This is a genomic window from Nocardia jejuensis NBRC 103114 (assembly GCF_001613145.1).
Classification (GTDB): domain Bacteria; phylum Actinomycetota; class Actinomycetes; order Mycobacteriales; family Mycobacteriaceae; genus Nocardia; species Nocardia jejuensis.
In genome coordinates this window covers 1-25,769 of record NZ_BDBU01000006.1, presented here as the reverse complement: position 1 = coordinate 25,769, position 25,769 = coordinate 1, and the positions used below count along the sequence as shown (strand labels likewise).

General features: G+C 67.6%; 22 protein-coding genes, 2 pseudogenes and 1 riboswitch. Of the genes and pseudogenes, 16 read left to right on the top strand and 8 right to left on the bottom strand.

What is annotated here, in order from left to right; translation table 11 throughout:
• Window positions 1-47: 47 nt before the first annotated feature.
• From manA to NJ1_RS05055, 4 genes are all read right to left on the bottom strand, one after another.
• Window positions 48-1,283 (bottom strand): mannose-6-phosphate isomerase, class I, encoded by a 1,236-nt coding sequence (gene manA / locus NJ1_RS05070; RefSeq protein WP_067687998.1) that lies wholly within the window; start codon window positions 1,281-1,283, stop codon window positions 48-50.
• Window positions 1,283-2,455, bottom strand: coding sequence for a tobH protein (locus NJ1_RS05065; protein WP_067687996.1), 1,173 nt, complete (start codon window positions 2,453-2,455; stop codon window positions 1,283-1,285). The genes manA and NJ1_RS05065 overlap by 1 nt, the downstream gene beginning before the upstream one ends.
• A 73-nt stretch (window positions 2,456-2,528) precedes the next feature.
• Window positions 2,529-3,905, bottom strand: coding sequence for a phosphomannomutase/phosphoglucomutase (locus NJ1_RS05060; protein WP_067687993.1), 1,377 nt, complete (start codon window positions 3,903-3,905; stop codon window positions 2,529-2,531).
• Between the two features lie 68 nt (window positions 3,906-3,973).
• Window positions 3,974-4,369 (bottom strand): DUF3499 domain-containing protein, encoded by a 396-nt coding sequence (locus NJ1_RS05055; protein ID WP_067688482.1) that lies wholly within the window; start codon window positions 4,367-4,369, stop codon window positions 3,974-3,976.
• 117 nt (window positions 4,370-4,486) lie between these two features.
• On the opposite strand from NJ1_RS05055, the gene NJ1_RS05050 reads away from it, so the two are divergent.
• Window positions 4,487-4,966 (top strand): metallopeptidase family protein, encoded by a 480-nt coding sequence (locus NJ1_RS05050; RefSeq protein ID WP_169813086.1) that lies wholly within the window; start codon window positions 4,487-4,489, stop codon window positions 4,964-4,966.
• 170 nt (window positions 4,967-5,136) lie between these two features.
• Here the strand turns inward: NJ1_RS05050 and NJ1_RS05045 are convergent, their stop codons facing one another.
• The gene (locus tag NJ1_RS05045; protein ID WP_169813093.1) at window positions 5,137-5,394 is read right to left on the bottom strand and encodes a WhiB family transcriptional regulator; all 258 of its coding nucleotides are present in this window, start codon (window positions 5,392-5,394) and stop codon (window positions 5,137-5,139) included.
• A 618-nt stretch (window positions 5,395-6,012) separates the two neighbouring features.
• Between NJ1_RS05045 and cofD the strand changes: the two genes are divergently transcribed.
• From cofD to NJ1_RS05025, 4 genes are all read left to right on the top strand, one after another.
• Window positions 6,013-6,972 carry a 2-phospho-L-lactate transferase gene (cofD, locus tag NJ1_RS05040; protein ID WP_067688479.1) on the top strand — a complete coding sequence of 320 codons (960 nt, stop codon included), beginning with the start codon at window positions 6,013-6,015 and terminating at the stop codon, window positions 6,970-6,972.
• 73 nt (window positions 6,973-7,045) lie between these two features.
• Window positions 7,046-8,431: a coenzyme F420-0:L-glutamate ligase gene (locus tag NJ1_RS05035; protein ID WP_067687987.1), complete on the top strand. Its 1,386-nt coding sequence runs from the start codon at window positions 7,046-7,048 to the stop codon at window positions 8,429-8,431.
• A gap of 148 nt (window positions 8,432-8,579) precedes the next feature.
• Window positions 8,580-9,098 carry an NUDIX hydrolase gene (locus NJ1_RS05030; RefSeq protein ID WP_067687984.1) on the top strand — a complete coding sequence of 173 codons (519 nt, stop codon included), beginning with the start codon at window positions 8,580-8,582 and terminating at the stop codon, window positions 9,096-9,098.
• A gap of 271 nt (window positions 9,099-9,369) precedes the next feature.
• Window positions 9,370-9,537: riboswitch (FMN riboswitch) on the top strand.
• 80 nt (window positions 9,538-9,617) lie between these two features.
• Window positions 9,618-10,064 (top strand): 6,7-dimethyl-8-ribityllumazine synthase, encoded by a 447-nt coding sequence (locus NJ1_RS05025; protein WP_067687983.1) that lies wholly within the window; start codon window positions 9,618-9,620, stop codon window positions 10,062-10,064.
• Between the two features lie 228 nt (window positions 10,065-10,292).
• Here the strand turns inward: NJ1_RS05025 and NJ1_RS05020 are convergent, their stop codons facing one another.
• A complete protein-coding gene (locus tag NJ1_RS05020) occupies window positions 10,293-11,684 on the bottom strand; it encodes a cation:dicarboxylate symporter family transporter (protein WP_067687981.1) in 1,392 nt (463 codons plus the stop codon).
• 150 nt (window positions 11,685-11,834) lie between these two features.
• Between NJ1_RS05020 and NJ1_RS05015 the strand changes: the two genes are divergently transcribed.
• The 6 genes and pseudogenes from NJ1_RS05015 to NJ1_RS40365 all read left to right on the top strand — a co-directional run bounded on the left by NJ1_RS05015 (window position 11,835) and on the right by NJ1_RS40365 (window position 18,466).
• Window positions 11,835-13,436, top strand: a complete 1,602-nt coding sequence (locus NJ1_RS05015; protein ID WP_067687979.1) for a sensor histidine kinase — start codon at window positions 11,835-11,837, stop codon at window positions 13,434-13,436.
• The gene (locus tag NJ1_RS05010) at window positions 13,433-14,125 is read left to right on the top strand and encodes a response regulator (protein WP_067687977.1); all 693 of its coding nucleotides are present in this window, start codon (window positions 13,433-13,435) and stop codon (window positions 14,123-14,125) included. Before NJ1_RS05015 ends, NJ1_RS05010 begins: the two co-directional genes overlap by 4 nt.
• A gap of 159 nt (window positions 14,126-14,284) precedes the next feature.
• Window positions 14,285-15,475, top strand: coding sequence for an alkane 1-monooxygenase (locus NJ1_RS05005; protein ID WP_067687975.1), 1,191 nt, complete (start codon window positions 14,285-14,287; stop codon window positions 15,473-15,475).
• A 137-nt stretch (window positions 15,476-15,612) separates the two neighbouring features.
• On the top strand, window positions 15,613-17,085 hold the full coding sequence (gene ahcY / locus NJ1_RS05000; protein WP_067688476.1) for an adenosylhomocysteinase: 1,473 nt from the start codon (window positions 15,613-15,615) through the stop codon (window positions 17,083-17,085).
• Window positions 17,086-17,218: 133 nt separating this feature from the next.
• Window positions 17,219-17,617: pseudogene (locus NJ1_RS40940) on the top strand (IS1096 element passenger TnpR family protein); the annotation flags it as partial.
• 168 nt (window positions 17,618-17,785) lie between these two features.
• Window positions 17,786-18,466, top strand: coding sequence for a hypothetical protein (locus tag NJ1_RS40365; protein WP_245717221.1), 681 nt, complete (start codon window positions 17,786-17,788; stop codon window positions 18,464-18,466).
• Window positions 18,467-18,550: 84 nt separating this feature from the next.
• On the opposite strand, the gene NJ1_RS04990 is transcribed toward NJ1_RS40365, so the two are convergent.
• Window positions 18,551-18,844 carry a hypothetical protein gene (locus NJ1_RS04990; protein WP_157573762.1) on the bottom strand — a complete coding sequence of 98 codons (294 nt, stop codon included), beginning with the start codon at window positions 18,842-18,844 and terminating at the stop codon, window positions 18,551-18,553.
• A gap of 269 nt (window positions 18,845-19,113) precedes the next feature.
• On the bottom strand, window positions 19,114-20,187 hold the full coding sequence (locus tag NJ1_RS04985; RefSeq protein WP_067687969.1) for a glycerophosphodiester phosphodiesterase: 1,074 nt from the start codon (window positions 20,185-20,187) through the stop codon (window positions 19,114-19,116).
• Between the two features lie 155 nt (window positions 20,188-20,342).
• Here NJ1_RS04985 and NJ1_RS04980 point away from each other — a divergent pair, with 155 nt between their 5' ends.
• The 5 genes and pseudogenes from NJ1_RS04980 to NJ1_RS40115 form a co-directional block, all read left to right on the top strand.
• Window positions 20,343-20,990, top strand: coding sequence for a dTMP kinase (locus NJ1_RS04980; RefSeq protein ID WP_067688473.1), 648 nt, complete (start codon window positions 20,343-20,345; stop codon window positions 20,988-20,990).
• Window positions 20,991-21,068: 78 nt separating this feature from the next.
• Window positions 21,069-21,746, top strand: a complete 678-nt coding sequence (gene mtrA, locus NJ1_RS04975; RefSeq protein WP_067687963.1) for an MtrAB system response regulator MtrA — start codon at window positions 21,069-21,071, stop codon at window positions 21,744-21,746.
• Between the two features lie 44 nt (window positions 21,747-21,790).
• Window positions 21,791-23,731: an MtrAB system histidine kinase MtrB gene (gene mtrB, locus NJ1_RS04970; RefSeq protein ID WP_084477761.1), complete on the top strand. Its 1,941-nt coding sequence runs from the start codon at window positions 21,791-21,793 to the stop codon at window positions 23,729-23,731.
• On the top strand, window positions 23,728-25,548 hold the full coding sequence (lpqB, locus tag NJ1_RS04965; RefSeq protein ID WP_084477760.1) for an MtrAB system accessory lipoprotein LpqB: 1,821 nt from the start codon (window positions 23,728-23,730) through the stop codon (window positions 25,546-25,548). Before mtrB ends, lpqB begins: the two co-directional genes overlap by 4 nt.
• 17 nt (window positions 25,549-25,565) lie before the next feature.
• Window positions 25,566-25,769, top strand: a pseudogene (locus NJ1_RS40115) (ComF family protein); the annotation flags it as partial.

Here is a 25,769-nt window from a genome sequence, read left to right as displayed (position 1 = left end):
TTCCAGAACGTCCGTTACGTCGCGTACAACGCGCACGGGAGGACAGCCTAGTTCGAGCTCACCGCCGCGCAGAAAAGCTGAGCCGAGCCGTCGATCGCCTGGGCGCGAATCTCCCCGTCGGTGGCCGAGATCCACGCCGCGTGACCACGTTGCACGGCCAGCTCGTGCCGGCCCTGCAGCAGGCGCACCCGCCCGTGCGTGCACAGCGTGATGCCCGGCCCGGCGCGCAGCACAGTCACCGGTTCGTCGCCGACGGCCAGCTCGAATCGGCTGAGCGTGAATTCCGGTGCGGGCGCGGGATATCGGTACACCCCGTCGCCCATCGCCTCGGACTGCACGATCGGCAGCTCGAGCGGTTCGAAGTCCAGTACTCGCAACAACTCCGGCACGTCCACGTGTTTGGGCGTGAGTCCGCCGCGCAGCACGTTGTCGGAGTTGGCCATGATCTCCACGCCCATGCCGCGCAGATACGCGTGCAGGTTCCCGGCGGCCAGGTACAGGCCCTCACCGGGTTCGAGGGTGATCCGGTTCAGCAGCAGCGCGGCCAGTACTCCCGCATCGCCCGGATACGCCTCCGCCAGTTCCAGCGCGGTGCGCACCTCGGCGGTGAATTCCTTGGGCACGCCCTCGAATCCGGCATCGCGCTCGGACAGGTAGCGCACGCACGCGTCGAGCACCTTGGGCAGCAGGGTGCTCAGCGCGGCCTGCGGCAGTGCGATCCAGGTGGTGAACAGGGTGCGCAGCCCGGCCGAGTCGGGCTGCGCGGCAAGCAGTTCCGCGTACGGATTCAGCTCCGCCACGTCCAGGGCGCGCAGCAGCCGCACCGTGCGCAGCGGATCGCGGAAACCGGCGAGCGCCTCGAACCGATTCAGCGCCACCACCAGCTCGGGCTTGTGGTTGGCGTCGCGGTAGTTGCGCATGGGGGAGTCCATCGACAACCCGGCGTGGTTCTCCTTGTCGAACCCGGCCTGCGCCTGCGCGAGGCTCGGATGCGCCTGGAGCGAGAGCGGTTCCTCCGCGGCGAGGATCTTGAGCAGGAACGGCAGCCGTCCACCGAATTCGCTCGCGACCGAACCGAGTTCGCCGCTGGGGTCGGCATCGACCACCTCCAGCAGCGAGCGGCTGTGGCCGTTGATCTGGACCCGGGCCGGGTCGGCCGGATGCGCGCCGAACCAGAGTTCCGCTTCCGGATGCGCGGAGGGAACCGGTCGTCCGCACAGCTGAGCGAGCGCGGTGCGCGAACCCCAAGCGTAGGAACGCAGCGCACCAACGAGTTCGTGCACTAGAAGTTGCCCCCGTCGTAGCGTCCCGGACCGGTGGCCGGGCGGGAACCCAGTAGTCGTAGGTAGGCCGCCGCCATGTCGATTCGGAGCGTGAGGATCGCCAACTGCTCCAACTCGCTGGGAGGCGCGGCCTGGCCCCCCGGTTCTCCGGCGGCCGCGGGGTTCGCGGCCTCCACGTCGACGTTCACCAGATCGGCGTCGACCATTCCGGAATCACCGCTGAACACGCCCAGCCGCCGGCGCACCGACATCTCGGTCTGTGTGCTCAGCACGAACACCCGCACCTGCTCCACCGGGGCCGGACCGTCGAGCTGTTCGTCGTGGAACAGCGGATCGAAGCCGGGTGCGGACACGCCCGCGGCCTCCACCAGACGCGCCTGCGCCGCAATGGTTTCCGACAGGTTGGTCGCGGTCGAGATCTGCCCGGCCGAGGCCAGCAGGATCTCGGCGGCGTGTTCGGCCAGCTGGATCGCGGCGGGATTGTCACCGGCCAGCACGATCCGCTTGCGCTGCTGCAAGCGGGTGGCCAGGCTCTTGGCGGGATTGTGGAACGCCTCGTTCTGCGGTCCGTCGCTGAGCGCTTCGGCATCGAGCAGATCGGCGAGGGTGTTCAGATCGGGGATCAGCGCCGAGGTGCGATGCGGGTCGATGGCGGCCACCACGGCCATCCCGACCGACAGATAGCGCAGCAGCCGATTGTGATCGAGCACGGGCACCCGCGGCGGCAGCATGGCCGCGCGTCCGGCGGCCGCGGCGCGCATCGGTCCCTCGTCGGGCGCGGCGACGATCACCTCCGCGCCGCGGCGCAGTGCGCTGTCCACGGATTCGGCCAGGCGCGGATCGCCCGAATCGTCTCCGGCCACCAGCACCACATCGAGCGGGCCGACCCACGGCGGGATCGAGGTGGCTTGCACCAGCGGCATACTCGTGCGGTCGCCGAGCGCGGCGACGAGCAGGCCGGCGGCTCTCGACGCTCGTCCGGAACCCGAGACCAGCACGAGGCTGCGCGGTCTCAGATCGGCCAGGCGCGCCAGCGCGTTCTCCGAAACGGCCGCCGCGGTCGCTCGCACTTGAGCACCGCCGGATGCGGCAGAGCGCAAGGTGCCCCCGGCGTCCGCCGCCTCCAGCGAGGCGACGTCATCGAGGTCGAGTACAGGTGTCCCAGCGATCATCGGGCGTTGCCACCTCCCCTCATCGGGTCACCAGACGCTGGTGAATCCAAGCTCTGTGATTCCACTATTCCAGTCAGGCGCGGACGATGCTCAGGATCTCGGTTACGAGTCCGTCTACTTCCTCCTGCGATCGGGCTTCGACGTTGAGCCGCAGCAGCGGTTCGGTATTCGAGGCCCGCAGGTTGAACCAGGCGCCGTCGGGCAACTGCACCGTGACTCCGTCCAGCCGGTCCACCGATTGGGCCCGCTTGCCGAATGCCTCGACCACCGCCACCGTGCGCGCCTGCGCGTCATCCACCGTGGAGTTGATCTCTCCGGAGGACGCATATGTTGCATACGCGGATCCGAGTTCGGACATCGGCTGCTCTTTTTCGCCCAGAGCGGCCAAAACGTGCAGAGCCGCGAGCATGCCGGAGTCGGCGCCCCAGAAGTCGCGGAAGTAGTAGTGCGCGGAGTGCTCGCCGCCGAAGATCGCTCCGGTCGCGGCCATCTGCTGCTTGATGAACGAGTGTCCGACGCGGGTGCGTACCGGGTTGCCGCCCAGCTCGGTCACCAGCTCCGGCACGGCGTGCGAGGTGATCAGATTGTGGATGACCGTGGCGCCGGGCTCCTTGATCAGCTCGCGCTCGGCAACCAGTCCGGTGACCGCGGACGGGGTGACCGGATCACCGTTCTCGTCCACAACGAAGCAGCGGTCCGCGTCGCCGTCGAAGGCCAGGCCGATGTCGGCCTTGGTCTCGCGCACGAAGCGCTGCAGATCCACCAGGTTCTTCGGATCCAGGGGATTGGCTTCGTGATTGGGGAAGCTGCCGTCCAATTCGAAGAACAGCGGTTCGATGGTGAACTGCGGCAGCGTGCCCAGCACGGCGGGCACGGTGTAGCCGCCCATGCCGTTGCCGGCGTCCACCGCGATGCGCAGCGGGCGCGACCCGCTCAGGTCCACCAGCTTGTGCAGATACGCCGCGTAGTCCGAGAGCAGATCCTGCTCGGTGGCGGTGCCGCGCGGACCGTCGAACGCGGGCACGCCCGCGATGACCTCGTCGGTGATGGTGCCCAGCCCGGTGTCCTGGCCGACCGGCAGCGCCTTGGCCCGGCACATCTTGATGCCGTTGTACTTGGCCGGATTGTGGCTCGCGGTGAACATCGCGCCGGGACACTCGAGGTAGCCCGAGGCGAAGTACAGCTGATCGGTGGAGGCCAGGCCGATCTGCACCACGTCGAGCCCCTGGGCCAGCACGCCGTCCGCGAAGGCGTCGGCGAGCCCGGGGGAGGAGTCACGCATATCGTGGCCGATCACGACCCGCTGCGCGCCCTCCTCGCGCATCAACCGCGCGAAGGAACCGGCCACGTCACGCACGAAGTCCGCGTCGATCTGTTCGCCGACCACACCTCGTACGTCGTAAGCCTTGATGACTGCATGAACGGACTCGGCGGTGCGGGCGTCTGTCATGCCGACCACATTAGTGGCTCCATCGGCAGATGGCCGAGCCTCCCCGTCCGCACCGGTCCCACTCCCAGCTAGTTGGGGGGATCGGGCAGGACCCGGAGGTGACCGCGGCGTCCGGTGCGGCCCGCGGTTCGGGTGGGGCGCTGGGGAGCCGGTGCGTAATCGGCGGGGTAGCCGCGCGGATCGGGCTCGGTCGCGCGCCGGCGCATCCCGGCTTCGCGGACGGCCTCGGCCAGTGCGGTCAGATCGTCGTCATCGGGGGTGCCGGAGGAAAACCCGCCCTCGTGACGGACCATCTCCCATCCCTTGGGCGCGGTGATCCGGGAGCCGTGCGTTTCACACAGGTCCCAGGAGTGCGGCTCGGCGACCGCGGCCAGCGGACCGACGACGGCCGTCGAGTCCGAGTAGACATAGGTCAGCGTCGCAACGGCCGGGTTTTTGCAGCCTGGACGGCAGCAACGACGCATGGGAATCACGCCATGCAGGGTAACCCTCCGCGCGCCGTCATGTGGACAGACACGCTCAATGGGACCGGGCTCCGTCCGCTTCGGCATCGCTCCCGGCCGTGCGGTTAGATTCGTGGTATGACCCGTTCACGAAAGAGGCGATCGCCCACCGCGCGATCGGTGATCCGCCGCGGGCGGGGTGTGCGCGGTCCCATGCTGCCGCCGACGGTGCCCGCTCGGCGCACTCGCGGTCAGCAGTTCGATCGATTGGTGCTGGAGGCGTTCGCGCCGCTGGAGGGGCGCTGGCGCGATCAGCTCACCGGTCTCGATATCGCCGTGGACGACGTGCCGAAAATCCGCCCGCTGCACCCGGATTCGGTCACCTGGCCGGACGAGGTTGTCGCCGACGGGCCGGTGCCGCTGTCCCGGCTCATCCCGGCCGGGGTCGACCGCTACGGAATGCCGACCCGCGCCCGAATTGTCTTGTTTCGCAAGCCTTTGGAACTCCGCGCCGGTGACCCCGACGATCTGGTCGATCTGCTGCGCGAGGTGCTCGTTCAGCAGATCGCCACCTACCTCGGCGTCGAACCCGACGTGATAGATCCTGAGCCGGAATAACCTTTTCCGCCGCAACGGGTTTCGCGCGGCGGCCGCGCTCGCCCGAGTGAGCCGCAGATACGGCGAGTCCCCAACGTCCACGGGTCCGTGGGCTGTTGGGGATCTCGGCCGTACGCGCAAGGGCGGGCGGGTCTTTCACGCTTCGCCGCGCCGGACGCAGCGAAGCGGGCTCAGATGATTCCGCGCTTGAGACGCCGGCGCTCCCGCTCCGACAGACCGCCCCAGATTCCGAAGCGTTCGTCGTTGGCGAGGGCGTATTCGAGGCATTCGTCCCGGACCTCGCAGCCCAGGCAGATTCGTTTGGCCTCGCGGGTGGAGCCGCCCTTCTCAGGGAAGAACGCCTCCGGATCGGTCTGAGCGCACAGCGCTCGTTCCTGCCACTGCTCAGCCTCGGTCAGGTGCTTGCCCTTCGCGAAGCTGTCGAACATATCCTCCACACCGGTGACGATGAGGCTCAGCCGTGGTGATTCTGGCTGAAACTGCGCACGCGGCCACTGGCCTCCCCCCGGTCGCATCGTCGTCGGTTCACCCCCCTCGAACCCGTTCCGTTCGTCGGCGCAGAAATCTCGAGCTGCGCCAGCTGTGGAATCGGATTGCGATACACCGCCCGGAATGCCTGACGGGGCCGGTTCATCGACCATCGCGCCGCCTCCTCACTGTGTGTTAGCGCAGAATGATTACTCCGTCGGAGCCGATCTCACCGACGGCCCAACCCCGCGATGTAGTCCCGCGGACATCCCCGAGCTGCACGTCGTTCCGATGCCTCGCCGGTCTCCAAAGAACCGAACGCATGTTCGAAAACCTGTCCGCGCCTTGAACTCTCGCGCGGACCCGGAATGACATGCCTGTGATTAGACACGCCGGGCCTGTCGATGGTCAAGCTGTCGAAGCTATTCCGTTACCATCCCCGACCCCCGTTCTGGAAGGTTCCCGCAGATCAAACAGCAAATATGCAGCAAATAAGCCGCGAATCATCTTCGCGCATGAACCGCATAGGCTGTGCGGATGTGACTCGAGAACAAGCGGATATCGCACCCGGGACAGGTCTGCGGATCGCGGTACTGGTCGGTGGAGTCGGCGGCGCGCGCTTCCTTCAGGGAGTGCGCGAACTGTTGCCGGGAGCCGAAACCACAGCCATCGTCAATGTCGGTGATGACGTCTGGATGCACGGGCTGCGTATCTGCCCTGACCTGGACACCTGCATGTACACCCTGGGTGGCGGCATTGATCCGGAGCGCGGCTGGGGGCATGCGAACGAGACCTGGCACGCCAAAGAGGAGCTGGCGAAATACAACGCTCAACCCGATTGGTTCGGGCTGGGTGATCGGGATATCGCCACTCATCTCATTCGCACCGAAATGCTGCGTCAGGGTTATGCGCTCTCGGCCGTCACCGAGGCGCTCTGCGCGCGATGGCAACCCGGTGTGAAACTGCTTCCCGCAACCGACGACAGGTGTGAAACGCACGTGGTAATCGGGGACCCGGAGAACCCTGGCGAACGTCGCGCGATCCATTTCCAAGAGTGGTGGGTTCGCTATCGGGCGAACGTGGAGACGCATGGATTCGTGACTATTGGTGCGGACCAAGCAAAACCGGCGCCCGGTGTGACAGAAATCATAGCCGCCGCTGATGTGATCCTGCTTGCTCCGTCGAACCCCGTCGTGAGCGTCGGGGCCATCCTTTCGGTGCCCGGAATCCGGGGCGCGTTGCGCACCACATCGGCCAAGGTCATCGGGCTCTCGCCGGTGGTCGGTGGAAAGCCTTTGCGCGGCATGGCCGATGAATGCCTGTCGGTGATCGGCGTGGAGACCACCGCCGAGGCCGTCGGCAACTACTACGGCGCGCGCACCGCCACCGGCATCCTGGACGGTTGGCTCGTCCACAGCACCGACTCCGCCGACGTGCCCGGGGTCGAGGTGCGCAGCGTGCCCCTGCTCATGACCGATCCGGGGGCCACCGCGCAGATGGTGCGCGAGGCGCTGGACATCGCCGGGGTGAAACCGTGAGCACGGCAAGGGAATCGGAGGACGGGCTCGCGGGCGCGGCGCTCGTCGAAAAGGACATCACGGGAGTTGAATCGTGACGACGGACCCGAACGTTCACGCCGGGGCGGGGACCGCCGCGCTCGGCGATCATGCCGGTGGTGGCGAACTGCGCATTCTGCCGATTCCGGGCTTGCCGGAATTCCGGCCGGGTGACGATGTCGCCGAAGCCATTGCGGCGCAGGCGCCCTGGCTGCGGGACGGCGACGTGCTGGTGGTCACCAGCAAGATCGTGTCCAAGGCCGAGGGCCGCATCGTGAGCGCGCCCTCCGATCCCGAGGAGCGCGACGCCGCGCGCCGGGAACTGGTGCTGCGGGAGTCGGTGCGGGTGCTGGCGCGCAAGAACCGCACCCTCATCACCGAGAACAAGCTCGGCATCGTGCAGGCCGCCTCGGGTGTCGACGGGTCCAATGTCGAACAGGGCGAACTGGTTCTGCTGCCGGTCGATCCGGACGCCAGCGCCAAGGCGTTGCGCACCGCGCTGGCCGAGAAGCTCGGAGTGCGGGTCGCGGTGGTCATCACCGACACCATGGGCCGGGCGTGGCGCAACGGCCAGATCGACGCCGCCATCGGCTCTTCCGGCCTGCGGGTGCTGCACGACTACGACGGCGCGATCGACCGGCAGGGCAACGAACTGCACGTCACCCTCGTCGCCGTCGCCGACGAACTGGCCGCCGCCGCGGACCTGGCCAAGGGGAAACTCGGCGGGGTTCCGGTCGCCGTCGTGCGCGGTTTCCAGCACACCGACGACGGTTCCACCGCCGCCGATCTGCTGCGCGGCGGTGCGGACGATCTGTTCTGGCTCGGCACCCAGGAGGCGGTCGAACTGGGCCGCGAACAGGCTGTGCTGCTGCGTCGTTCGGTGCGCGCGTTCGCCGACACGCCCGTCGATCCGGAGCTGATCCGAGGTGCGATCGGAGCCGCGCTCACCGCGCCCGCGCCGCATCACACCCGCCCGGTCCGCTTCGTCTGGGTGCGCACGCGCGCCGTGCGCGAGCAACTGCTCACGGCCATGGCGCAGAAGTGGCGCGAGGACCTCACCGCCGACGGCCTCGATCCCGAACGCGTGGAGCGCCGCATCGCCCGGGGCGACATCCTGTCCGCCGCACCCGAAGTGATCATCCCGTTCTGCGTTCCGGACGGCGCGCACGAGTACCCGGACGCCCGTCGCCGAGCCGCCGAATCCACCATGTTCACCGTCGCCGTCGGCGCGGCCGTGCAGGGTCTGCTCGTGTCCCTCGCGGTGAAGGGCATAGGCAGCTGCTGGATCGGCTCCACCATCTTCGCCCCCGACGTCGCCCGCGAGGTCCTGGGCCTGGAGTCCGACTGGAACCCGCTGGGAGCCATCGCCGTCGGCTACCCCCTCGAGGAGCTCGCCCCGCGCGATGCCCGCGAGCCGGGAATCGGTCTGGTGGAGCTGTGAGGCGGATGTCGCCGGCCGGGGCTCGGGCGGGTGGATCGAGGGTGCGAGTGCCGACTCGGCGCCGGACGAGCGGCGCCGTGCCGCAGGGGCCGTCGATCGAGACTCCGGTCGGTGCGGCTGTGGCCCATGGGATGGTCGGGGGAGGGCGGTGAGCGCCGAGTCGTTGCACAGGTCGGCTGTGGAGTTGCTCGAAACCTGGTCGCCGGCAGCGGGTCCGGAGGGCTCGCTGCGGGAGGCGATGCTCGCGTTCCTCGGCTCCGCCCCGCGCGGTTGCCTGCGCGAGCACGCCGCCGGGCACATCACCGCCTCGGCGGTGGTGCTGTCCCACGACGAGAGCGACGTCCTGCTCACCCTGCACCCGCGAGTCGGCCGCTGGATCCAATTGGGCGGGCACTGCGAGGAATCCGACGACACCGTCGCCGCGGCCGCCTTCCGCGAGGCCACCGAGGAATCCGGCATCGAGGGCCTCACCCTCGAACCCGGCCTCTACGGAGCCCAGGCCCACCCCATCACCTGCTCCCTGGGCTTGCCGACCCGTCACCTGGACCTCCTGTTCAAAATCAAAGCCCCCGAGGGCGCGGTCCCCGTCCGCAGCGCCGAATCCACCGACCTGCGCTGGTGGCCCGTCGACGCCCTCCCCGCCGACGCGGACGTCCTGCTGCGCTGAGCACGCGCTCGACGTCCGACGACGACCGGTGATGCCCGGCTCCGCCGAACCCGGTGGGCGGGGCGTCCGGCTCGGTGGCGGTGGGACGCGTTCGGTCCCGCCGGTACGTACTCGACGGGGCGATGGCGGCCCCGTCGAGTACGCGGCGTCCCACCGCCGAGGTGGCGGTGCGCGACTCGGTGAGTAGGCGCGGACCACTGCCCGGGGAGTTTCGCGATGGGTGATCGCAATGGTTTTCCCGGGTTCGGGGACGGTGTTAGAGTCCGGTCGTACACGTTCTCAGGGCGGGGTGGAATTCCCCACCGGCGGTGATGGCGTCCGGACCGATCCGGTGCGCACGAGCCCGCGAGCGCTGTGATCCCCTCGGGGATCGCGGGTCGAGCAGATTCCGGTGAGATCCCGGAGCCGACGGTCAGAGTCCGGATGAAAGAGAACGCGACCGTACTGCCTGTCCGCTCACGCGGTTGGGTCCGTTCGCGTCGCCTAAGCCCTGGGTGACATCGCGAACAGGAGATACCCATGTCACCCACTCGGAATCGAATCGCCATCGTCGCCGCGCGCTGGCATGCCGAGATCGTCGACAATGCCGTGAACGCCGCCCGGGACACGCTCGTGCAGCACGGGCACCCGGACATCGACGTGATCGAGGTGCCGGGCGCGTTCGAAATCCCGCTGCGGGCAAAGCGACTCGCGCTCAGCGGCCGCTACGCCGCGATCGCGGCCGCCGCACTCGTCGTGGACGGCGGCATCTACCGCCACGATTTCGTCGCCTCCACCGTGGTGGACGCCCTCATGCGCATCCAGCTCGACACCGACGTACCGGTGTTCTCGGCGGTGCTCACCCCGCATCACTTCCACGAGCACGCCGAACACCTCGAATACTTCTCGCGTCACTTCACCGTCAAGGGCACGGAACTGGCGAACGCCATCGCGGCCACCCTGAAGGTCGACGAGTCGCTGGGCTGAATGCGCTCGTCGGTTCGAGTGCGGCGCTGCCCGAAGGTTGGCGGGTGCGGCACCGGCCGAGGGCGGGCGGGTGCCGGACGCGTCGCACCGGTGAGGTGCGCTCCAGCCGACCGTGAGCGGCTCCGCGGGACAGGTCCGGCACGTCCTGTCCCGCGGAGCCGCGTGGAAAACCGCCGGCGCGCAGCGGAATTGCGCGCCGGCGGTTCTGGTCACCGCCCCGGGGGAGGGTCAGGCGGTGGCCAGGCTCTTGGCTGCCGGTGGCTCGGCAGCGGCGGGTGGGCCGACCGGGTGGTCGTCGACCATGGTGGTTTCGTCGAACGGGAGTTGGCGGTCCAGGACCGCGCGGACCCGGGCGGGCTCGATGGTGTCGGTCCAGGTGCCGACCAGGATGGTGGCGACCGCGTTGCCCGAGAAGTTGGTCACGGCACGGGCTTCGGACATGAACCGGTCGATGCCGACGATCAGTCCGACGCCGTCCAGCAGTTCGGGGCGATGGCTCTGCAGACCGCCCGCGAGGGTGGCCAGGCCCGCACCGGTCACACCGGCCGCGCCCTTGGAGGCCACGATCATGAAGACCAGCAGACCGAGCTGTTCGGACCAGGCCAGCGGCGTGCCCATGGCGTCGGCGACGAACAGGGTCGCCATCGTGAGGTAGATGGCCGTGCCGTCGAGGTTGAACGAATATCCGGTCGGCACAACCACTCCCACGGTGGTGCGCTCCACGCCCAGATGCTCCATCTTCGCGATCAGGCGAGGCAGCGCCGATTCCGAGGACGAGGTCGCCACGATGAGCAGGTACTCGCGGGCCAGATAGCGCACCAGCTTGAAGATCGAGACCCCGGCGACCGAGCGCAGCAGCGCGCCCAGCACCCCGAAGATGAACACCGCGCAGGTGAGATAGAAGGCGATCATCAACAGCGCCAGCTGTTTCACCGCGTCGAGCCCCGTGCGCGCCACCACGTTCGCGATCGCGCCGAACGCGCCCAGCGGGGCCAGCCACAGGATCATGGTCAGAATCCGGAAGATCAGCTTCTGCAGCAGCGCCACGCCGCGCAGCAGCGGTTCGCCCGTGGCGCCCATGGCCTGGATGCCGAAACCGACCAGCAGCGCCACGAACAGCGTCTGCAGCACCTTCCCGGAGGTCAGCGCCGAGACCATGGTGGTCGGCACGATGTCCTTGACGAAATCCCAGGTGCCGCCCGCGCCCTGCGCGTCCTTGACGTACTTCGCACTCTCGGTGGCGTGCGAGGCGATATCCAGTCCGGTGCCCGGATGCAGCAGGTTGCCGACCACCAGGCCGATCGCCAGCGCGACCGTCGACATGATCAGGAAGTAGCCGAGCGCCAGCCCACCGACCTTGCCGACCTTCGCCGCCGCCCGCACCGATCCGATGCCGAGCACGATGGTGCAGAAGATCACCGGCGAGATCATCATCTTGATCAGGTTCACGAACAGCGTGCCGAGCTCGCCGACCTGCTTGCCGAAACCGGGGGCCAGCCAGCCCACCAGAATGCCCGCCAGCACGGCCAGGATTACCGCCAGGTACAGCCAGTGGGTACGGTCTCGCCGCTGGGTATCAGCAGTCACGGCTCGCCGTGGGGTTGTTGTCACTTCACTCATCTCGAATGCCTTCGATTACCGGTGTGAGCCCGCTCACGTGGTCATGTGATGAATGATTGCCCCGAGAGTGACGCGGGTCACTGTTTCGTAAGTTTTGTTCATGCGCGGAGGGCACAGGTGCTGAGTCGTTCAACGGAGAGGGGCCGAGCCGTGCGGCGCGGTCGCAGCCTCGCCGGGCAGGTGTTCGTGGCGCAGCTGGTGGTGCTGGCGCTGGTGATCGGCGCCAGTACCGTGCTCGCGGTGCTGCAGGCCCGCCGCGCCCAGGACGAGGCCACCCGCGCGCAGGTCACCGATATCGCGGTGAGCGTCGCGCGCGCTCCGTCCACCGTGGCCGCGGTCCGCGCCGCCGATCCGACCGCGCTGCTGCAACCGGTCACCGAGAGCATCCGGACCAGCACCGAGGTCGACTTCATCGTGGTGATGGCCCCGGACCGCACCCGCTACACGCACACCGATCCGACCCGCATCGGGCAACCGTTCAGCGGCACCATCGATCGCGCGCTGGCGGGAGAGACCTTCACCGAAACCTTCACCGGCACACTGGGACCCTCGATTCGCGCGGTCACGCCCGTGCGCGCCGCGGACGGCACGATCATCGCCCTGGTGTCCGCGGGCGTCACCCGCGCGCACATCGGCGACCAGGTGCGCGAGCAGCTGCCGGTGATCGGGATCGCCGCCGCGATCGGCCTGTTGCTGGTGACGTTCGGTTCACTGCTGTTGCGCCGCAGGCTGTTCCGTCAGACCCACGGTCTGGGCCCGGCCGAACTCAGCGCCCTCTACGAGCACCACGACGCGGTGCTGCACTCGGTGCACGAGGGGCTGCTGGTGTTCGACAGGTCCGGTGAACAGGCAGACGTGGTCAATGTCGAGGCACGCCGCCTGCTCGATCTGCCCGAGGGCCCGGTGCGGCGCACCGATCTGCCGATCTCGTTGCAGCGACTGGGCACCGGCGTGGTCCGTGACGAGATGCACGTGACCGCCGATCGGGTCCTGGTGGTGAACCAGGACGTGGTCGAGCGCGAGGGCCGCCGGATCGGCACCGTGCTCACCGTCCGCGACCACACCGAACTGCGGGACGTCTCGGTCGAATTGGCGTCGGTGCGCGGTTTCGCGGAATCGCTGCGCGCCCAGGCGCACGAGGCGGCGAATCGCCTGCACACCGTCGTCACCATGGTGGAGCTCGGCCGCTCCCGGGAGGCGGTGGCCTTCGCGACGGCGGAACTCGAACTGTCCCAGGCCCTCATCGACCGGCTCACCGGCGCGGTGGCCGAACCCGCGGTGGTGGCGCTGCTGCTGGGCAAGGTGGAGAAGGCCGCCGAATACGGCGTCGAGTTGACCGTCACCGGCGATACCCTCGCCGATTCGGTGGACCCGCTCACGCCGAACGAAATGGTCACGCTGCTGGGAAATCTCATCGACAACGCCCTGGACGCGGTCGGTCGCGACGAGGATGCCTGGGTCGAGGTGACGGTGCGGCACAGCGCCGTTCGCGATGATGGTGAACCCGAGCTGTACGTGCGGGTGGCCGACAGCGGACCGGGCATGTCCGCGGAGCTGTTCACCCGCGCCACCGAGCGCGGGTACTCCACCAAGACCGATCACAACGGTCTGGGACTGGCCCTGGTGCGGCGGCTGGTGGCCAGGCACGGTGGTGAGTTGCGTGCGGTCCGGGAACCGGAATCCGCTGTGGTCGTGACGTTTTCGCGGGGGCCGCAGAGCGCGGAGTACCCGGATTCCCTGGAGGTTCGATGATCCGCGTCCTGATAGTCGAGGACGAGCCGACCCTGGCGCAGGCGCATCGCCTCTACCTCGAGCGACTGCGAGATTTCCAGGCCGTGGCCGTCGTGCACACCGGACGCGACGCCATCGCCGTCGCGAAAAGATCACAATCTTCCGGCGCCCCCATCGATCTCGTGCTCATGGATATCGGCTTGCCGGATATGAGCGGCCTCGCGGTGGCGGCCGCATTGGCCGGTCTCCTGCCGCGTCCCGACGTGATCGCGGTGACCTCCGCGCGTGATCTCACCATGGTGCGCGCGGCCGTCGCGCACGGCGTCGTGCTGTATCTCTTGAAACCGTTCACCTTTTCGGCATTCCGCGAGAAGCTCGATCGCTATCTCGAATACCGCCAGGCCCTGCCCGCGGGGGAGTCGGCGGTCTCGCAACAGGACATCGACCGCGCGTTCGGCGCGCTGCGTACGCCCGAGCAGCGCGCTAGCTCGCCGAAAGGCATTGCGCCGCAAACGATGGAGGAGGTGTCGCGCGCGGTTCGCGGTGCGGCGGAAGGAGTGTCGGCAGGGGAGGCCGGGCGCGCGGTCGGCGTTTCGCGGGTTACCGCATGGCGATACCTGGAACGTCTCGCCGAAGACGGTGTGGTGGAGCGGCGAACGGACTACGGTCGGACCGGTCGGCCACAGATTCGCTATACGTGGTTGCACTGAGCTCGAATTCACTGCCGGTTTGCCCGTGAGGTGCGGTGATGGGCGTCACAGGGCAGGTTGCCCGAGAACCGACTGCTCACCATGTAACGGTTGCCACCTTTGGCGTCCAGCCGGTGCTGTAACAGCGCTAAAGTCTGTACATATCTACCTGCGAAGTTCATGAGGTATCTAATTAGCGGGGCAAACGTGCAAAAGGTCGGCAAACGGTCGGGTTCGCCGGATCCCAAACGACACCTCTGGGTGTTGGGGCTCATCGCCCCGGGGTGTGCCTTACTCCCCTCGCAGCTGGTCCTGCACACGGGTTACGAGGTGTTCTGGTGGATCGGTCCGATCATCGTTCTGATCGTGATCCCCGTCCTGGACTGGGTCGTCGGGGAAGACGGCACCAATCCCAAGGACGAGGACTACGAGCTACTTTCCGGTGACCGCTACTACCGCTGGTGCACCTACATGTTTCTGCCGATTCAGCTCGCCGGGCTGATCATCGCAGCGTGCATGTGGGCCGGAGACGATCTCTCGATCGTCGACAAATTGGGGCTCGCAGCCACATTGGGGTTCGTCAGCGGGATCGGCATCAACGCGGCGCACGAGCTCGGGCATCGGGTCGAGAGCCTGGAGCGCTGGCTGTCGAAAATCGCGCTGGCGCAATCGGCGTACGGGCACTTCTTCGTCGAGCACAACAAGGGGCATCACGCCCGCGTCGCCACCCCGGAGGATCCGGCCAGCGCCCGCATGGGCGAATCGCTGTGGGAGTTCCTGCCGCGCAGCGTGATCGGCGGCTTCCGCTCCGCCATCAGCCTCGAGAAGGGCCGTCTGCACCGGCGCGGACTGCGCTGGTGGAGTGTGCGAAACCACATCCTGCAGGCGTGGGCTATGACCGTGGTCCTGTTCGGTTCGCTCATGGCGATCTACAGCTGGACCATCCTGCCGTACCTGTTGCTGCAGGCCGTGATCGGCGCCTCACTGCTCGAATCTGTGAACTACGTGGAGCATTACGGGCTGCTGCGCCGACGCCGCGCCAACGGGAACTGGGCGCGCTGCTCCGAGCGCGACAGCTGGAACAGCGACCGGCTCGTCACCAATATCTTCCTCTTCCATCTGCAGCGGCACAGCGACCACCACGCCAACCCCGGCCGCCGCTACCAGACCCTGCGGACCTTCGAACAAGCCCCGCAGCTCCCGGCCGGGTACGCGAGCATGATTCTGCTGGCCTACTTCCCGCCGCTGTGGCGCATGGTCATGGACCCGCGCCTGCGCGCGCACTATCACGGCGACATCAGCCTCGCGAACATCCAGCCCCGCAAACGCGACCGAATCCTGGTTCGGCACGGCATGGCCTCGGCGGCCTGAACCCCTGTCGCGCGGCCCTCATGCGTACAGGTGTACGCATGAGGGCCGTTTCGCGTCGTGAATCGGGGAGGAGCCCCTGGACGGTTCCGGTTGTTGGACTAGCCTTGCCGGAGAAGTACGCCGACCAGGAGAGGCAGATGACGACCGCAGTGTCCAGCATGATGACGCCCGACGTTCGCAATGGAATCGACTACAAGGTGGCCGATCTGTCACTGGCCGAGTTCGGCCGCAAGGAGATTCGCCTCGCCGAGCACGAGATGCCCGGCTTGATGGCGCTTCGCCGCGAGTACGACGACGTGCAGCCGCTGCGCGGCGCGCGCATCTCCGGTTCGCTGCACATGACCGTGCAGACCGCCGTCCTGATCGAGACCCTGGTCTCGCTCGGCGCGGAGGTCCGCTGGGCCTCCTGCAACATCTTCTCCACCCAGGACCACGCCGCGGCCGCGGTCGTCGTCGGCCCGCACGGCACCGAGGACGAGCCCAAGGGCACCCCGGTCTTCGCGTGGAAGGGCGAATCGCTCGAAGAGTACTGGTGGGCCGCGGAGCAGATGCTCACCTGGCCGGGCGAGCCCGCCAACATGATCCTCGACGACGGTGGTGACGCCACCATGCTCGTGCTGCGCGGCGCGCAGTTCGAGAAGGCCGGCGTCGTGCCGCCCGAGGACGAGACCCACTCCGCGGAGTACAAGGTCTTCCTGAACCTGTTGCGTGCCAGCCTCGAAGCCGACGGCACCAAGTGGGGCGCCATCGCCGACTCGGTCAAGGGTGTCACCGAGGAGACCACCACCGGCGTGCTGCGGCTGTACCAGTTCGCGGCCGCGGGTGAGCTGTCGTTCCCGGCGATCAACGTCAACGACTCGGTCACCAAGTCCAAGTTCGACAACAAGTACGGCACCCGCCACTCCCTCGTGGACGGCATCAACCGCGGCACCGATGTCCTCATCGGCGGCAAGAAGGTGCTGATCTGCGGCTACGGCGACGTCGGCAAGGGCTGTGCCGAATCGCTCAAGGGCCAGGGCGCGCGCGTGCAGGTCACCGAGATCGATCCGATCAACGCGCTGCAGGCGCTGATGGACGGCTTCGACGTCGTCACCGTCGAGCAGGCCATCGCCGATGCCGACATCGTGGTCACCTCGACCGGCAACAAGGACATCATCACCCTCGAGCACATGCGGGCGATGAAGGACAAGGCCATCCTCGGCAATATCGGCCACTTCGACAACGAGATCGACATGGCGGCCCTGGAGGCCTCGGGCGCGGACCGCCTGAACATCAAGCCGCAGGTCGATCTGTGGACGTTCGACACCGGCCGCGCGATCATCGTGCTGTCCGAGGGTCGTCTGCTCAACCTCGGCAACGCGACCGGCCACCCGTCGTTCGTCATGTCGAACTCCTTCTCCAACCAGGTGATCGCCCAGCTCGAGCTGTGGCTCAAGCCCGACGAGTACGACAACGAGGTCTACCGCCTCCCCAAGCACCTCGACGAGAAGGTCGCCCGCATCCACGTGGAGGCCCTGGGCGGCACCCTCACCAAGCTCAGCAAGGACCAGGCCGAGTACATCGGCGTGGACGTCGACGGCCCGTACAAGCCGGAGCACTACCGCTACTGAGGTTTCGAACCACCCGCCAGCACCCACGATCGGGCCGGTCGCAGCTGCGACCGGCCCGATCGTGTGCTAGGGGTGAATCCGATCGACCGTACAACCGCGCTTCGCCGCACGCTCGGGCGACTAGCCTTCCGTCATGCGGTCATGCGCGAAGGCACTCACCTATCGGGTGCGAGTCGAATCCGTGAAAAGCAGCGGGCGGGCCTGGCGTGAGCTCGAGGTTGCCTCGGATCTGTTTCTCGATGACCTGCACGAAGTGCTACAGGTGTCTTTCGGCTGGAAAGACAAGCAGCGGTATCGGTTCGGGAAGATCGGGTCGGGCACCGAACAGTATCTGTGTCCACTCGAAGTTCGCGAGAGGGCGGCCGGGGTTCCTGGGGATCGAGTGCGGATTGCTGAAGCGCTCGTCGGGGTCGGGGATGAGTTGCGGCACCGGTATGGGCGGGTCGAGCAGTGGCAGCGGGTGATTCGGCTCGAGGGGATCGAGGAGCACGGAGAGGCCGCGCCGCGAGCCCTGTGTGTCGGCGGGCCGCGGAGCGCGGATATCGAAGCGTTGAATCTCGAGTTGATGGGGTTCGGGCAGGGGGCTGATCGGAAGCCGGAGTTCGATCGCGATCGACTGCCTGATGCGCTGGCACGCGCTGTGGACACGTTGGCGGATGGGGCTGTTCGGCGGCGGCTGCTGAATGTGATGAGCCAGGCGATGATCGGACAGCGTGTGCGGGTGAGCGACGCCGTCGCCACCGACGCCATGTGGCCGTACCTGTGTCTCATCGAACTCGTCGGGACCGACGGGGTGATCATGCTCGGGGCGGAAGCTCTGCCGCCCGACAAGAGCCGGTCACTTCTGAACGAATTGAAACTGGAGACATTTTGGTCTTCGGCGGATGGTGAGCCGTTTCCGGTGACCGAACTACGGTGCACTGCTGAGAAACTCGGGATTCTCGAGCGTGTGGGAGATCGGTTGATGCTGTCGGAGTCCGGGTTTCGGATGCTCGTCGAGCCCGAAGCGCTGTGGTGGTATATCGCCGAATGGGTTCCGGAATCGGCTCCCAGCGCGCTGGTCGAGCGTGACGCAGCGGTGCTGTTCATGCTGGCGTCGGCCACCGATACCGGCGATGCCGCGGAGACGGCCGCTCCGTATTTCGATGCCCTGGGACACTACCCGGACGGCCGCATGATCAGCACCGGTCGCGATGTGATGTATTGGATTCCGGACTTGATCAGGGTCCTGCGCTGTCTGCGGATGGCACCGTCGAACACCGTCGCATCCGGCGAGCGCCGGCACCCCGCGACCCAATTGTTCGCACGAGCCGTGCTGGAGCGATGGACGCCGGGTGACTCGGATGCGTTCCCGTCGGCTGTCGAGGGCGGGAAGGCTTGAATATCGTTCCGGACACTGAAAATGCCGGTGCCCGCTGATCTGTTCGGATCAGCGGGCACCGGCGTGGTGGGCCGAGGGGAGGCCCTACTTGATGCAGATGTCCAGGATCGGGATCCACTTGCCGCCCTGGATCGTGCAGATGGCGATCTGGATCAGCTGGCTGGCGGAGGAGCCGGTGCCCGCGGAGTTGGAGCTCGAGGAGCCCGAGCCGCCGGAACCGGAGTTGGCGTTGGCCTGAGGGGCGGCGTCGGCGACGGGGGCCGGCTCGAGGGTCACCGGGGCGGCGGTTGCGGTGCCACCGGCCGCGATGGCGGCGGCGACGGCGAAACCGGCCACGGCTGTGCGCGAGAGCCGGCGTGTAACAGTGGTTTTCGGCATGACGAAATCCTGTTCGAAACGTAGCGTCCGGAAAGGGGTGGAGCGGGTGCTCTCCTTGCAGGGGGAGTGGTCGCACCATACAAGGTGTGAACCGGTCGCGTTTCGGATTTGGAGATCATTTTTCGGGCGGATATTCGCCCATGAAGGAAGTAAATGGTTCAGCCGGAAGGCGCGGGCGGTCCGGCCGCTGCCGCGACCGGACCGTGTGGAGTCGTTGTTCGGACACGACCGACCCGGGTGCGGGCGACGTGGCTGGTCGGCGGCCCGGCTCACCGGCGGAACGCGGGCGGCAGGGGATAACCCTTCTCCCGCATCACCTCACGCGCCCGGTTCGGGTAATCGGTGATGATGCCGTCCACGCCCTGATCCAGCACCAGGGCGATGGTGGACTTGTCGTTGACCGTCCACGGAATCACCTTCAGGCCGAGTTCGTGTGCCTTCGACACGTATTCGACCGTGGTGGTGAGCGTGAAGTCGGCGTCACCGGCCTTGGCTTCGCTGTCCCACGGATTCACGTAACTCGGGGAGGCGATATCCGCGCCGAGGGTTTTTATCGCGCCCAGGGCGTTGTCGGCGTAGTCCGGGTAGTGAATCGGGCCGAGCCATGGACTGTCGGTCTTGAAGGTGGAATCGTCGTAGAGGGCGACGGTGCTGATGCTGGAATCCTTCGCCTTCACCAAAGGCAGACTGCGCCAATCGAAACTCTGGATCGCCACCCGGTCGGTCGCTCCGGCTTTGTCGACCACCCCGAGGATGACGTCGACGAATTCGGCCGGGGTCGCGGACTGTTCGGGCTTCGCGGCCTCGATCTTGGTTTCGATGTTGTAGCGCAGCGTCTCGAACGCCCCCGGATAGCTCTTCGCCAGAGCGAAGACCTCCGGCAGCGTCGCGATCTTGTTTCCGGGGAGCTCCTGCGCCTCGGGGAAACCGGCCAGTTTCATGCCGCAGTCCAGCGTCCGGATCTGGGCGTAGTCCAGATCGTGTGCGAGCCTTCCGACGTACGGGAACAGCGGATCCTCGGGCGTCGCCGGCGCGGTATCGGCGCACTTCTCGGCCTGGATGCTCGGATCGTGCCAGACGAGCGGCACTCTGTCCCTGGTCAGGACGATATCGAGTTCCAGGGTGGAGACGCCGAGTTCGATGGCCTTGGCGAAGCCGGGCAGCGACTCCTCCACGGTCATGCCGCGCCCGCCGCGATGCGCCTGCAGATCGAAGGCTCGGTGCGGATTCGCGATCGCGGTGGTGGTGGGTGTCGAACCCTGCTCGGGAGCGCTCGCGCAGGCGGCCGATCCGAGAACCGCAACCGCCACTCCGACACCCACGAAAACCCGCGTGAACTGCATTGATTTATCATCTCCGACAGTCATGTGGCGGACTATAGCAACCTAATGGCAAACAGGAGACCGCGCTTCGGTGGTCCCGGAGCGGGCGGTGGGGCGGCGTCATGTCTGCCCACGCCGGTCAATACCGCAGGTCATTAGGTACGCTCGCCATCATGGTGGGCGTACTGGTTCCGGTGGAAGGGCTCGACGGTGCGGGTAAACGCACGCTGACCGACGCCGTCCTGGCCGGTCTGCGAGCCCGCGGACTGCGTGTCGCGACGCTCGCGTTCCCGCGCTACGGCGTCTCGGTGCACGCGGATCTCGCGGCCGAGGCCCTGCGCGGCGCGCACGGCGATCTCGCCGCCTCGGTGAACGCCATGGCGCTGCTGTTCGCGCTCGATCGTGCCGACGCGCGCGACGAACTCTCGAAACTGCTGGCGGACAACGACATCGTGCTACTGGACCGCTACGTCGCGTCCAATGCCGCCTATTCCGCCGCTCGGCTGGAGCAGGACGCGCGCGGCGAAATCGTGTCCTGGGTCGCGGAATTGGAGTTCGAACGCTTCGCACTGCCTGCCCCGAATGTCCAGATTTTGCTGGATGTCCCGGTCGCGGTGGCCGAGGAACGCGCCCGGCTGCGCGGCGAGGCGGACCACACCCGAGCCCTGGACGCCTACGAGAAAGACGGAGGGCTGCAACGGCGGACCGGAAACGTCTATCGTGAACTCGCCGAAATCAACTGGCACAGTACGTGGTGGGTGCATCGGAGCGGTGACGATCCGGCAACACTCGTTGCGCGCCTCGCGGAAATTGTTGCTGGATAAGGTTGGATGTGCGCGGACAGGTCACGAGTCTTGGCGTGGCGGCCGAATCTGAGTGCGAGAGGTGACAAACTAGTTCTTATGAAGCCGAAGATTCTGGTCGTCGACGACGATATGGCTCTCGCGGAGATGTTAACGATCGTCTTGCGCGGTGAGGGATTCGATCCCCATGTTGTCGGTGACGGCACGCAGGCGCTGAGCGCGGTCCGGGATTTACGCCCGGACCTCGTATTGCTCGATCTCATGCTGCCCGGCATGAACGGCATCGATGTATGCCGAGTGCTGCGGGCAGATTCGGGTGTGCCCATCGTGATGCTGACGGCGAAGACCGATACGGTCGACGTCGTCCTGGGTTTGGAGTCGGGAGCTGACGATTACATCGTCAAGCCGTTCAAACCGAAAGAACTCGTCGCCCGGGTGCGGGCCCGCCTGCGCCGCACGGAAGAGGAGCCACAGGAACTGCTGTCCATCGCGGACATCGTCATCGATGTGCCCGCGCACAAGGTGACTCGCGGCGGAACGCAGATCTCCTTGACTCCCTTGGAGTTCGATCTGCTGGTGGCGCTGGCTCGCAAGCCGCGCCAGGTGTTCACCCGCGAGGTGTTGCTCGAACAGGTCTGGGGCTACCGGCATGCCGCCGATACCCGCCTGGTCAACGTGCACGTCCAGCGGTTGCGCGCCAAGGTCGAGAAGGATCCGGAAAATCCTGAGATCGTGCTGACCGTTCGAGGTGTGGGCTACAAGGCCGGACCGCCGTGATCGCTGGCTCCAGAAACCGCGTCCAGCGGTTACTGGCAGTTACGGTGGCCTGGTTTCGCAATATCGGCGAACAACTGGGCCACGTATGGCGGCGTTCGCTGCAGTTGCGCGTCGTCGTGTCCACCCTCACCCTGTCGCTGATCGTGATCACGATTCTCGGAGTCGTGCTCACGTCCCAGATCACCGACAGGTTGTTGGACGCGAAGATCAACGCGGCCGTCGAGGAGATGAGCCGTGCGCGCAACACGGTGCAGAGCACGCTGACGGGTGTTCACGATTCGAGCACCCAGCTCGCCCGATTGGAGGATGCCCGCCGCGCCCTGGCCGGGGGCGGCGGCTCCCAATCGGGCGGCGCGGCAGGCAGTTACGACTCCGCGCTGGCCATGACCGGGGACTCCCAGGCCGAGCTCAACGCCGGCCCGATCCAGGAAATCCCCGCGGAGCTCCGGCATTTCGTGCAGGAGCGGCAGGTGAGCTATCAGTTCGCGACGGTCTCCGATCCGGACGGCTATCGCGGCTCCGCGCTCATCATCGGTTCTCCCGCGGCCGATATCCCCACGCTCGAGATCTATCTGATCTTCCCGCTCACCAACGAGCAGCGCAGCCTCTCGCTCATGCGCGGCACCATGCTCATCGGCGGCATCGTGCTGCTGGTGCTGCTCGCCGCGATCACCGCGCTGGTGACGCGACAGGTGGTGCTGCCCATCCGATCCGCCGCCCGCATCGCGAGCCGCTTCGCCGACGGACGACTCAAAGAGCGGATGCTCGTGCGCGGTGAGGACGACATGGCCAGGCTGGCCATGTCGTTCAACGAGATGGCCGAGAGCCTCTCGAATCAGATCACCCAGCTCGAAGAGTTCGGAAACCTGCAGCGCCGCTTCACCTCCGACGTCAGCCACGAACTACGCACCCCGCTGACCACGGTGCGCATGGCCGCCGACCTCATCCACGGATCCAGCGACGATCTGGATCCGGCGCTGGCGCGCTCGGCCGAACTGCTCGTCAACGAGCTCGATCGCTTCGAGGGCCTGCTCAACGATCTGCTCGAAATCTCCCGGCACGACGCGGGTGTCGCGGAACTGCAGGTGGAATCGCTGGACGTGCGCATGTGCGCGCGGGCCGCGGTCTCCACCGTGCGGCACCTGGCCAAGGAGTCGGGCGTCGAGCTGGTGGTGGACATGCCCGAGGAACCCCTTGTCGCCGAGGTGGATCCGCGCCGCGTCGAACGCGTGCTGCGAAACCTGCTGGCCAACGCCATCGATCACAGCGAGGGCAAGCCGGTCCTCATGCGCATGCGCGGCGACGGGGACGCCAACGCGGTCGCCATCGTGGTCCGCGATCAGGGCGTCGGCCTGCGGCCCGGCGAGGAGAAGCTGGTCTTCAACCGGTTCTGGCGCTCGGACCCCTCGCGCATGCGGCGCTCCGGCGGCACCGGCCTCGGCCTGTCGATCAGCGTCGAGGACGCCAATCTGCACGAGGGCAAACTCGAAGCCTGGGGCGAGATCGGGGTGGGCGCGTGCTTCCGCCTGACCCTGCCGCTGGTGCGCGGGCGCAAGCTCGGGCTCAGCCCGCTGCCGCTGGAACCGCCCAAGCAGCAGCGCCCGGTGGTCGAACAGCTCGCACTGGACGTGGGCGAATCCGGGGGCGCCACGCCCGATTCCGAATCGGGAATCGTGGAAGCGGTGCTGGTCGAGTTCCCGAGCGGCGCGATCCTCGCCCGGTCCGGTTCCGCCGCGCCCGATTCCGAGCCGGACGATGCGCTGGACGATTCCGCGCTGGACGATTCCGCGCTCGATGATTCCGCGCTGGACGATCCCACCCTGGACGATCCCACCCTGGACGATCTGGCCCTGGATGATCTCGACCCGGGCGACGCCGATTCGCGCACGCGGTCCACCAACGGCGATCCCCGCCAGGGCACGCTCGACGATCCTCTGCTCACGGAAGCGGCGCCACCGCCCGGCGGCGAGGACGGGAAGGCATGAGGATGCGGTCTGCGCGTCGCTCTCCCGCACTGCTGGGCCCGGTGCGGGCACTGGTGGCCGTGGCCTGCGTACTGGGTCTCACAGCGTGCGCCAGCCTGCCGGACTCCTCCGCCCCGCAGGCGCTCGGCACGCTGGAGCGGCAGCCCGCCGACGCCGGTCCCAACCCGCCGATCGCCGGGCGCGAGCCCGAACAGCTGCTGCAGGATTTCTTCCAGGCCACCTCCGATCCCACCAACCGGCATCAGGCCGGTCGCCAATTCCTGTCTCCGGCAGCCAATGTGCGCTGGGACGACGCGGCGGGCACCACCATCGTGGAGCGGCCCGACACCCTGCGCGAGACCCGGACCTCCGACACCGCCACCTATGTCATCCGGGCGCGCAAGGTCGGCGAGCTCGCCGCGGACGGCTCGTACCGGGCCAGTGAGGGCACCCTGGAGAACAAGGTCGAAATGATCAAGGTCGACGGGCAGTGGCGCATCGACGACCTCCCGTCCGGCGTGATCGTGGATCAGAGCGCGTTCAACAAGTCCTACAAGCGGTACTCGCTGTTCTTCCCCAATCTGGCGGGCACGGCGATGGTTCCGGACCTGCGCTGGATCTCCGCGCGCAAGGAGCAGCTCCCGCAGAAACTGCTGGGCATGCTCGCCGAGGGAACGCAGGCGGCGCTCGCACCGGCCCTGCGCAATCCGCTCTCGGGTCAGGTCACGCTGCGCGGGCCGATCACCAAGATCAACGGCGAGACCGACGGTGTCGGCGTCGGAACCGGCGGCGTGCAGATCGACTTCGCCGGCGCCTCGACGCTGGACCCGAAGACCAGGGAACTGCTCGCCACCCAGGTGGTGCTGACCCTGTCGGGCGCGGACATCCTCGGGCCGTACGTGCTGCTGGGCGACGGACGACCACTCGACGACCGCTACGCGGCCACCGGCTGGAACCGCGCCGACGTCGAGTCCATGAGCCCGGATGCCATCGCGCGCAACCGGACCGGGCTGCACGCGGTCCGGGACGGTTCGCTGGTCGCGGTCACCGAGGGCGGGATCACCGCGGCGCCGGGCTTCTTCGGCTCCACGCACACCCTGCAGTCGGTGGCGTTGTCCCCGGACGGCACGCTGGTCGCCGCGGTCGCCAAATCCGGTCGGCCCGAACCGGAACCCGAACGCACGCTCATCATCGGCACCTACGACGGGCAGGGATTTCCGGTCGCGACGGGAAACACCTTCACCCGCCCGTCCTGGCCGGCCGACGGCGCGTCCGCGTGGACGGTGATGGACGGTGACCGGGTGATCCGGGCCGTGCACGACCGGGCCACCGGCAATGTCTCGCTGCAGGACGTGGACGTCTCCGAATTGACCGCGGCGGCGGCCAATTCGAACACCCCGCGCGGGCCGATCACCGAACTGCGCATCTCGCCCTCCGGTGCGCGCGCGGCCCTGGTCGCCAACGGCAAGGTGTACGTCGCGGTGGTGACGCCGCAGCCGGGCGGCAAGTATTCGCTGACCTCGCCGCTGCCGCTGGCCGTGGGGCTGAGCACCAACGCGGTGTCGATCGACTGGCAGACCGACGAGAAGGTCATCATCACCCGCGAGGGCAATGTCGATCCGATCGCCTCGGTGGTGGTGGACGGCTCCGGTTTCCAGCCGCAATCGGCCCAGAACCTGACGCCGCCGGTGCGGGTGGTCAGTTCCGCGCCCGATCACGAGTACGTCGCTGATTCACGGGCCGTGCTGGAGCTGACCCGCAATCCCGAGGGCGGCGAGTTCTACTGGCGCGAAGTTCCGGGTCTGGGGGCCAACGCGGTACCGGTGACGCCGGGCTAGGCGCACACTTGCCCGGCATGGGGGAGTTACTGGATCTGATCCTGCCGCGCGACTGCGGCGGGTGCGGGGCGGCCGGAACCGCTTGGTGCGCACGGTGTGCCGAGGCGCTGTGCGGCCCGCCGATCCGGATCCGACCGCGCGCCGCTCCCGGAGTGCCGTGCTGGGCGCTGGCCCCGTACCGGGGTCCGGCGCGCCAGGCCGTGCTCGCCGCCAAGGAACAC

Excerpts from the sequence above, each read along its gene's own strand:
- NJ1_RS05025 (WP_067687983.1), top strand. The coding sequence starts at position 9,618 with ATGTCACCCACTCGGAATCGAATCGCCATCGTCGCCGCGCGCTGGCAT.
- NJ1_RS04985 (WP_067687969.1), bottom strand. The coding sequence starts at position 20,187 with ATGCAGTTCACGCGGGTTTTCGTGGGTGTCGGAGTGGCGGTTGCGGTT.
- ahcY (WP_067688476.1), top strand. The coding sequence starts at position 15,613 with ATGACGACCGCAGTGTCCAGCATGATGACGCCCGACGTTCGCAATGGA.
- NJ1_RS05065 (WP_067687996.1), bottom strand. The coding sequence starts at position 2,455 with ATGATCGCTGGGACACCTGTACTCGACCTCGATGACGTCGCCTCGCTG.
- NJ1_RS04990 (WP_157573762.1), bottom strand. The coding sequence starts at position 18,844 with ATGCCGAAAACCACTGTTACACGCCGGCTCTCGCGCACAGCCGTGGCC.
- NJ1_RS05060 (WP_067687993.1), bottom strand. The coding sequence starts at position 3,905 with ATGACAGACGCCCGCACCGCCGAGTCCGTTCATGCAGTCATCAAGGCT.
- NJ1_RS05045 (WP_169813093.1), bottom strand. The coding sequence starts at position 5,394 with ATGTTCGACAGCTTCGCGAAGGGCAAGCACCTGACCGAGGCTGAGCAG.
- lpqB (WP_084477760.1), top strand. The coding sequence starts at position 23,728 with ATGAGGATGCGGTCTGCGCGTCGCTCTCCCGCACTGCTGGGCCCGGTG.
- NJ1_RS05020 (WP_067687981.1), bottom strand. The coding sequence starts at position 11,684 with ATGAGTGAAGTGACAACAACCCCACGGCGAGCCGTGACTGCTGATACC.
- NJ1_RS05005 (WP_067687975.1), top strand. The coding sequence starts at position 14,285 with ATGAGGTATCTAATTAGCGGGGCAAACGTGCAAAAGGTCGGCAAACGG.
- NJ1_RS05050 (WP_169813086.1), top strand. The coding sequence starts at position 4,487 with ATGACCCGTTCACGAAAGAGGCGATCGCCCACCGCGCGATCGGTGATC.
- NJ1_RS40365 (WP_245717221.1), top strand. The coding sequence starts at position 17,786 with ATGATCGGACAGCGTGTGCGGGTGAGCGACGCCGTCGCCACCGACGCC.
- NJ1_RS05010 (WP_067687977.1), top strand. The coding sequence starts at position 13,433 with ATGATCCGCGTCCTGATAGTCGAGGACGAGCCGACCCTGGCGCAGGCG.
- NJ1_RS05055 (WP_067688482.1), bottom strand. The coding sequence starts at position 4,369 with ATGCGTCGTTGCTGCCGTCCAGGCTGCAAAAACCCGGCCGTTGCGACG.
- mtrA (WP_067687963.1), top strand. The coding sequence starts at position 21,069 with ATGAAGCCGAAGATTCTGGTCGTCGACGACGATATGGCTCTCGCGGAG.